The organism is Desulfogranum japonicum DSM 18378, from assembly GCF_000429945.1.
GTDB classification, from domain to species: domain Bacteria; phylum Desulfobacterota; class Desulfobulbia; order Desulfobulbales; family Desulfobulbaceae; genus Desulfogranum; species Desulfogranum japonicum.
Genome location: NZ_AUCV01000060.1, coordinates 22,808 through 30,361, shown reverse-complemented (window position 1 = coordinate 30,361; position 7,554 = coordinate 22,808). Strand labels below are relative to the sequence as shown.

The window sequence follows — 7,554 nt, the reverse complement described above, 5'->3', positions numbered from 1 at the left end:
ATTTTTTCCTGTTTGACAAATGTTGATTTTGATCCGGCTCGTTTCGAGGAATGGATCAGAGAAGCGGTAGCGTTGCGTGATCAGCTTAAAGAGAAAGTGGAAGCTGCCGGTGCTACGATTGCAAGTTCGGCTGCGGCATTAACCTTTACTCCTGCTGATAGCCTTTCCGATCTTGAAGAACAGGGTGAGGATCTGAATTTTATTCCCAATCTCGATACCAATGAAGACCTGCGTTCTCTGAAACAGATTATTCTTTATGGTCTTCGAGGCCTTGCCGCTTACACTGACCATGCAGCCATTTTAGGTCAAGAGGATGATATGGTTTATGCGTTCATCCACGAAGCGATGGCAGCTCTTACCGGTGAAATGGAACTCAACGATCTCGTTGCCATGGCACTTAAAACCGGAGAAGTCAATATACGCGCCATGGAGCTCCTGGATGCCGGCAACACCGGAACGTATGGTCATCCTGTCCCCACGGAAGTTCCTCTGGGGTATATCCCCGGTAAATGTATTTTGGTTACCGGCCATGATTTGAAAGATCTGGAAATGCTGCTCAAGCAAACCGAAGGCAAAGGCATCAATATCTATACTCATGGTGAAATGTTACCTTGTCATGGATATCCTGAGCTGAAAAAATACTCTCATTTCTATGGACATTTCGGTACGGCCTGGCAGAACCAGCAAAAAGAAATGCCGGAATTCCCTGGCGCCATCCTCTTTACCACAAATTGTATCCAGAAACCCCTGGACTCTTATAAAAACAATGTCTTTACCACCGGACTTGTGGGTTGGCCAGACGTTGCCCACGTGCCCGGCAGTGGTGAGAAGGATTTCAGCGCGGTCATCGATAGAGCCCTGGCTTTAGAGGGATTTACCGATGAAGCGGATAAGGGCAGTGTTATGGTCGGTTTTGCCAGAAATACCGTTCTGGGAGTGGCTGATACGGTAATTGAAGCGGTCAAAGCTAAGGCTATCCGTCATTTCTTCCTGGTAGGTGGCTGTGATGGTGCCAAGCCTGGGCGCAACTATTACACTGAGCTGGTCGAAAAAGTTCCAGAGGACTGCATGGTTCTTACTTTGGCGTGCGGTAAGTTCCGCTTCTTTGACAAAAAACTTGGCGATATAGGAGGAATTCCAAGGTTGCTCGATGTAGGTCAATGCAACGACGCCTATTCCGCAGTGAAGATTGCCATGGCACTGGCCGATGCTTTTGATTGCGGGGTTAACGATCTCCCATTATCACTGGTTCTTTCCTGGTATGAACAAAAGGCAGTCGTCATTTTACTGTCACTCTTTTCACTGGGAATCAAGGATATCCGTCTCGGACCAAGTTTACCGGCGTTCGTGACACCGAATGTTCTCAATGTATTAGTGGAGAACTTCAATATCATGCCCATTTCCACTCCTGACGAAGACCTGCAAGTCATTCTTGGCTGAACCATAGGCATGGAAACGCGGGTAAGTCTCATATGATTTGCAATCATTAGGCTTACCTGCTTCTTCCTTCCGTTTATTCATTTGTTCACTTTTTATGCTTTGTGTGAATATATATTCATATATCTTGAAATTCTGAACCGCTGTTAAAGGCATTCGAATTATTAACATATTGCTGGAGACAAGCGATTGTTTGACCAATATAATGACACGAAAACGAACACATACAAACGGTGACATTCAGATTGAGATAGATATTTCTGACGATGATATCCACACTGCCATGCAGAAAATTCATGGCTACCTGGATATTACTGCTGCGGATTTCAAGTTGCTCTATCGCCATGCCTATCAATATGCACTCAGCCGTATGAATTCAATTACGGCTGGAGAACTTGCAAGCGGACAGGTTGTCAGCGTGAGAAACTTTACCTCTCTTATCGAAGTGGCGGATATAATGGCTACTGCCAACGTGTCTGGAGTTCCGGTTCTTGATGAAGACGAAAAAATCATTGGTATTATTTCAGAGCGGGATTTTTTTAAACATATGGGGGCTGCTGATCAATCTTTCATGGCTGTGATAACAGCCTGCCTACAGGGCAGAGAGTGTGCAACAGCTTCCATCCGTAAAGCCACAGCGGCCGATATTATGAGCACACCCGCAATAACCATTCGGGAAGACAGGGGGGCTACGGTAGCAGCAACGCTTCTTCAAGAAAATGGGATTAATCGCTTACCGGTGTTGGCCAAGGACAGTGATAAATTGATCGGTATTTTGACCAGATCTGACCTCGTTCGTGCTCACATCATGCAGGCCAGGAGGAACTCATGAAGTATTTCAGGAAAATGAAAGGGTTCACTCAAAGTCCTCCCAGGCCACCTATACGTGAGGTCTTTTGGTCGTGGCTCGGAGCGTTTCTCGGAATATCCGCTGTAGCCTATAGTCATTTCAATCTACTTGCTCAAAGTGATATGGTAATGATTATCGGAAGCTTCGGAGCATCTGCCGTACTGATTTACGGGGCCATAAAAAGTCCTTTGGCCCAACCCCGAAATCTGCTTGGCGGCCATATCCTTTCCGCTTTTATCGGAGTGTTCTGTTACCAGAATTTTAGTAGCCAGCTCTGGCTTGCTGCAGCCTTAGCTGTGGCAACGGCTATTGCTGTCATGCTCGTTACCCGAACCCTGCATCCCCCTGGCGGTGCTACCGCCCTGATCGCAGTTATCGGCAGCAGCAAGGTTCACGCCCTTGGATATTTGTATGTTTTGGTCCCTGTAGGATTGGGAGCAATCATTATGCTGATCGTTGCTCTGCTCGTTAATAATCTGTCATCAAAAAGGCAATATCCTGAATTTTGGTTCTAAGAGACAGTCAGATTCAATATCATCTTTATGCAGCTGCATGAATCGCCAAACGTTCGTTCATATCCAGTTCAAAAATACCGTATGGGTTGATATGACTATAAATTAATGTCGACAACGCTCGATGGTCTTCCTGTTTCATTCGTAAATGCCAGGAAGATTCGTTAAGCACTTGCTTTTGAAAGTTACCCATTGGGCAGGGTGCAACAATGCACTCAAATACTGAATATTGAACACGCTGGCCAAAATTTTTACAGACCTTGGCTACTCTTCTGACGTAGGAGTGCATCAAATGTAACTTCGTGTCGACGTTTCTTTTGCCCGTAATAGAGTGCGTCTGCAGGAACTTTGACATCCAGCATTTTTTCCAGGCAGATGCCCTGTGCACAAAGTTGCACCCGATCGATACTGTCTTTTTTGGGACGCCTTCTCTTGTACTCCACCGGAAAGGGTTGCCAGATACCGTTATCCTGCAAATGAAATTCAACAATATCAGTCCGTCCCACAATCCCAAGGGTGAGGGAACGGATGGGTACGTCGAACTCGACTTTGCTCTTTCTACGGGATTCCCTACCTGGAGCAAAAGATATAATGCCGCAAAGCTGAAATCATGACCAGGTCGTCTTCAGCGAACATTATAATTGCACTCCCTTGCTTTCAAACAGCAAATTAACAATAAGTTTGATTACAATCTCTTTTTGGGAGGGGTCACTGGTCGCTGTCAGCAGTGTCAGGGCAACCAGGGCATTATTGTCGAGCCGCATGGTATGCAGCAACTCGTTCTGTTCGAGAAACAGTAGGAACAGAAAGGCGCCAATGCGCTTGTTGCCATCAGTAAAGGGGTGATCCTTTATTACAAAGTAGAGGAGATTTGCAGCCTTTTCCTCCAGGCTCGGATACAGGTCATGACCATCAAAGGTTTGAAAAACTGAGCCTATAATGCCTTCCAGATGCTCACTGCGCTCATTGCCGAACAGCTCAGTGGCTTCACCCTTTTCCAGCAAATCTCTTTTGAGAAGAGAAATGTTCTGGCGTACCGAAATGATGGAAAAGGGCAAACTGTCCAAAGTTTTTTCATCTGGTACGGGAAGCACGTTTTCATCATATTGCAGCAGGATCCTCCAGGTAGAGGCATAGCCGCTTACAATCTGTAAGACCGATAGCCCCTCATTACTGACCAGATGATGCTCCCGTAAAGTTTTGGAGAGCAGCGTCAGAACCTGTTGTGCTTCTGCAAGACCTTTCTCCGCAAGGCGCTGCTGATTGGTGGTAAAACCTTTGACCAGGTGTTCTTTGAGTATCTTTGTTGCCCAGATGCGGAATTGGGTGCCGCGTTGAGATTTCACCCGGTAACCGACGGAAATGATGACATCAAGGTTGTAGAAGGAAACAGGCTTGTCAGAATTTGTAATATGCATTTTTTGCATATTGCTTTTCCTTTCCAACTCGCCTTCTTTGAAGACATTGTTGACATGCCTGGAAATAACAGATTGATCCCTTTGAAACAAGGCTCCCATCTGAGCCTGCGTTAACCAGACGGTTTCGCCTACAAGGTGGACGGTAAGATCCTCTTCCTTAATACCAGGGGTGTAAATGATTATTTCGCCCTTATCGGGAATATCTGTTTTTGTCACTTTTAAAAACCATCCAAATTTTTATTATCGTCATTCATAGGTATTCTCTGAAAGTGATATCCCTCAAAGTTCATGTTCACCTTAACATATAGGCTTTATCATATAGTGAGTAACCCCTTATTTTTTTTTGACTAAGCAGCTTTCAAGTGAAGTGAATACCTTGAAATGTTCCCTTTCCCTTTCCCTTTTTCAGCTATACCATTGGTGTTGAACCCTATCAATTGCAAAAATGCTCTCGTGGTATTGAGATGATTAGATAAATAGCACTCTGTAGGAGCGAGGATATTGATGTTTGAAGGGGTTGTGGGGGATGAATTGGTAGAAGATATTTACCTGTACAAGAATTGCCGGAAAAGAGGTAAATCAATACCTCCCCCAGGATTATAACAAAGAAAAACGTGGAGTTTTGTTTGTTCTTCTAAGGCGTTTGAAATAGGTGTGGAAGGGCAACTGATATTGCTGTTGCCAATGGTGGAGGTTTTTTCGTGCTGCACGTAACCTGTCTTTTGGGATATCTCCAGAAAAGGCCAGTATAATGGAGTTGCTTCTTTTTTTTACTGCCATCTCAAGCATCTGTCCCCGGCAGCTTTTGTTGATCGCCTTACAGGCGGTTGTATAGACCTCATCAAGCCCATTCCAGAGGTTGATCACCATAATTCCATGTGGCTGCATGCATTGCAAAATACCTGTGTAGAACTCTTCCACATAGAGGGGCGGAGCCATGGCCTGGGCGTCAAAGAGGTCTATGAAAGCAAGGTCATAGAGCTTTTCCGTTGGTTTGCTGATAAAATCAACGGCATCCTGGTTGATGATATTGAGGGGATGATGGCAGGGCAGGCGGAAATATTTTTTGGAGACCTCTATGACCTCTGCTTGTTTTTCCACAATGTCTATGTGAGATTTCGGGAAATGATGGTGCAGAAAATGAGGAATGGCGCCTCCGCCCAGTCCACATACCAGAAAGGCCTGTGTTTCGGGAACCAGAAGCAGTGCACTCATCATCCAGCGGGTATAGCTCAACTGCAGATCCGCAGGATTATTCAGGTCAATACAGGTCTGGCGTTCTTCGGTGCCGAACCGCAGTGTTCTCAGGGAGCCGTCGCCACTGACTTCAACCACGTGGTCCTGAGTTTTCCCTTTGTAGATAACTTGTTCCATAGCCTGTGTTGTTTTAGCGTTTTTGACCAATGCCTGTCCATAAATGGTCTTTTCGGAGTCTCGTTCTGCGATTGCCTGCCCAATCATTGTGCTATGCTTAAAATTTTATCCTCGAAGGTAAGCGTGGACTCCGATATCAGCCATATGTCTGTGCTTACCTAAATTTGAGCAAAAATACTCATTTATGTACAGTCAGTATCTGTCAAAGTTAACATTACTTGTTGAATATTCCAGAAAAGAATGTGTCGTTACGGTGAATGTAAAAATGCCCGTTCCGTGAAAATATCAGGGATATTCAATATGGCCGCCTGTAATTGATACCAAAAAAAAAAGGGCTGCAGCCATATCGGCTGCAGCCCCTGTGTTTGTTCTCGGAAGTTGATCCTTTCATACACGATGAAAGTCAGCAGCCCCCGATGCCTCAGCTCTTCGGAAGTGCTTTGGCCTGTTCCGCATCGGAAGCTGAACCCATGACAGATGCACGGTTCACTTTAATACGTACGCCATCGGCGATTTCCAAGGTGATAACAGTGTCGGTCAGGCCGGTAATTTGGCCATGAATGCCACCACCGGTGACGATTTTGTCGCCCTTCTTCAATGCAGAAAGGAAGTTCTGGTGTTCTTTTGCTTTTTTCTGCTGTGGGCGGATAAGCAGGAAATAGAAGACGCCGAAAATAAGCGCCATCATGATCAACTGTGTACTAAAGCCTCCTGCTCCGGGAGCCGGAGCAGCTCCTGCAGCGTATGCAATGCCGGTCATGGGAAAATAGCCTCCAAATATAATCTGTCGTTTTGCCGGTGTTCTTCCAAAGGGTCTTTCAGATGGAACACTGGGCTTAGTAAGGTACGGGGGTATCCCGCTTGTCATAAAACTCTTTGCGAAAAGCAAGAAAACGATCTTCGCTAATAGCTTGACGCATCTCTGTCATCAGTGAACAGTAATAGTGTATATTATGGATACTGTTGAGCTGATAGGCAAGGATCTCACGGCTCTGAAAAAGGTGTCGCAGGTATGCACGGGAAAAATTCCGACAGGTGTAGCAGGTGCACGACTCATCCAGAGGGAGTGGATCTTCCCTGTAACGCGAGTTTTTTATAACAACTCTCCCCTGTGAAGTAAAGAGCATTCCGTTTCTGGCGTTTCTGGTCGGCATGACACAGTCAAACATGTCTATTCCGTTATAAACACCTTCGACCAGATCTTCAGGAGTTCCCACCCCCATGAGGTAGCGGGCATGGCTTTGGGGCATTTTATGGGCGATGGCCACCAGAAGCTCGTACATCAGCTCTTTGGGTTCACCTACGGAGAGTCCCCCCAGGGCATAGCCGTCAAATCCTATATCCACAATTTGCTCAAGGGCCTGTAACCGCAGGTCCGGATACATGCCTCCCTGGACAATGCCAAACAGATGTTGTCCTGTATCTGATTGTGCCTGACGGCAACGGGCCGCCCACCTTCGGGTCAGGGCTGTACCATTGATGGCTTCTTCTCTTGTTGCAGGATAGGGAATGCAGGTATCAAGAGCCATCATGATGTCTGATCCCAGGGCTTCCTGCACATGCACCGCATCTTCCGGGCTGAGAAACAGTTTACTGCCATCCAGGTGTGATCGAAAGCTGGCTCCTTCTTCAGTTATCTTTGCCAATTCCTGCAGGCTGAAAATCTGGAACCCCCCGGAATCAGTGAGAATGGGCTTGTCCCAGTGCATGAATCCATGTAGTCCGCCAAAACTGCGAATAAGCTCGTGACCAGGTCGGATGAAAAGATGATAGGTGTTGCCGAGAATAATCTGTGCTCCCGCCTCATTTAAATTAGCGGGGCTGAGTGCCTTGACCGAAGCCTGGGTTCCCACGGGCATAAAAACCGGAGTTTGAATGGTACCATGCAGGGTTGAGAGTGTTCCGGTTCTGGCATGACATTCTGAAGAACGGGTGGTTTGGAGGTATGGAGAAATGGTCATAA

The 7,554-nt window shown here is 46.3% G+C and carries 9 protein-coding genes; 3 read left to right on the top strand and 6 right to left on the bottom strand.

Annotation, left to right across the window (positions count from 1 at the left end):
* The 3 genes from hcp to G493_RS0120350 form a co-directional block, all read left to right on the top strand.
* On the top strand, window positions 1-1,440 hold a 1,440-nt coding region (gene hcp / locus G493_RS0120360), incomplete at its 5' end, for a hydroxylamine reductase (RefSeq protein ID WP_028581867.1).
* A gap of 202 nt (window positions 1,441-1,642) precedes the next feature.
* The gene (locus G493_RS0120355; protein ID WP_051309679.1) at window positions 1,643-2,269 is read left to right on the top strand and encodes a CBS domain-containing protein; all 627 of its coding nucleotides are present in this window, start codon (window positions 1,643-1,645) and stop codon (window positions 2,267-2,269) included.
* Window positions 2,266-2,802, top strand: a complete 537-nt coding sequence (locus G493_RS0120350; protein ID WP_028581865.1) for an HPP family protein — start codon at window positions 2,266-2,268, stop codon at window positions 2,800-2,802. Before G493_RS0120355 ends, G493_RS0120350 begins: the two co-directional genes overlap by 4 nt.
* Window positions 2,803-2,827: 25 nt before the next feature.
* Here the strand turns inward: G493_RS0120350 and cas2 are convergent, their stop codons facing one another.
* The 6 genes from cas2 to tgt form a co-directional block, all read right to left on the bottom strand.
* Window positions 2,828-3,088: a CRISPR-associated endonuclease Cas2 gene (cas2, locus tag G493_RS34085; protein WP_205623732.1), complete on the bottom strand. Its 261-nt coding sequence runs from the start codon at window positions 3,086-3,088 to the stop codon at window positions 2,828-2,830.
* A complete protein-coding gene (locus tag G493_RS30420; protein ID WP_051309678.1) occupies window positions 3,051-3,305 on the bottom strand; it encodes a CRISPR-associated protein Cas4 in 255 nt (84 codons plus the stop codon). Before G493_RS30420 ends, cas2 begins: the two co-directional genes overlap by 38 nt.
* Window positions 3,306-3,434: 129 nt before the next feature.
* Window positions 3,435-4,433, bottom strand: coding sequence for a virulence protein RhuM/Fic/DOC family protein (gene rhuM, locus G493_RS0120340; RefSeq protein ID WP_232363805.1), 999 nt, complete (start codon window positions 4,431-4,433; stop codon window positions 3,435-3,437).
* A gap of 381 nt (window positions 4,434-4,814) precedes the next feature.
* Window positions 4,815-5,678: a spermine/spermidine synthase domain-containing protein gene (locus tag G493_RS32560; protein ID WP_051309676.1), complete on the bottom strand. Its 864-nt coding sequence runs from the start codon at window positions 5,676-5,678 to the stop codon at window positions 4,815-4,817.
* A gap of 334 nt (window positions 5,679-6,012) precedes the next feature.
* Entirely contained in the window at window positions 6,013-6,351 is a 339-nt protein-coding gene (gene yajC, locus G493_RS0120325) for a preprotein translocase subunit YajC (RefSeq protein ID WP_028581863.1), read from the bottom strand.
* Between the two features lie 76 nt (window positions 6,352-6,427).
* Window positions 6,428-7,552, bottom strand: a complete 1,125-nt coding sequence (gene tgt / locus G493_RS0120320) for a tRNA guanosine(34) transglycosylase Tgt (RefSeq protein WP_028581862.1) — start codon at window positions 7,550-7,552, stop codon at window positions 6,428-6,430.
* Window positions 7,553-7,554 lie beyond the last annotated feature (2 nt).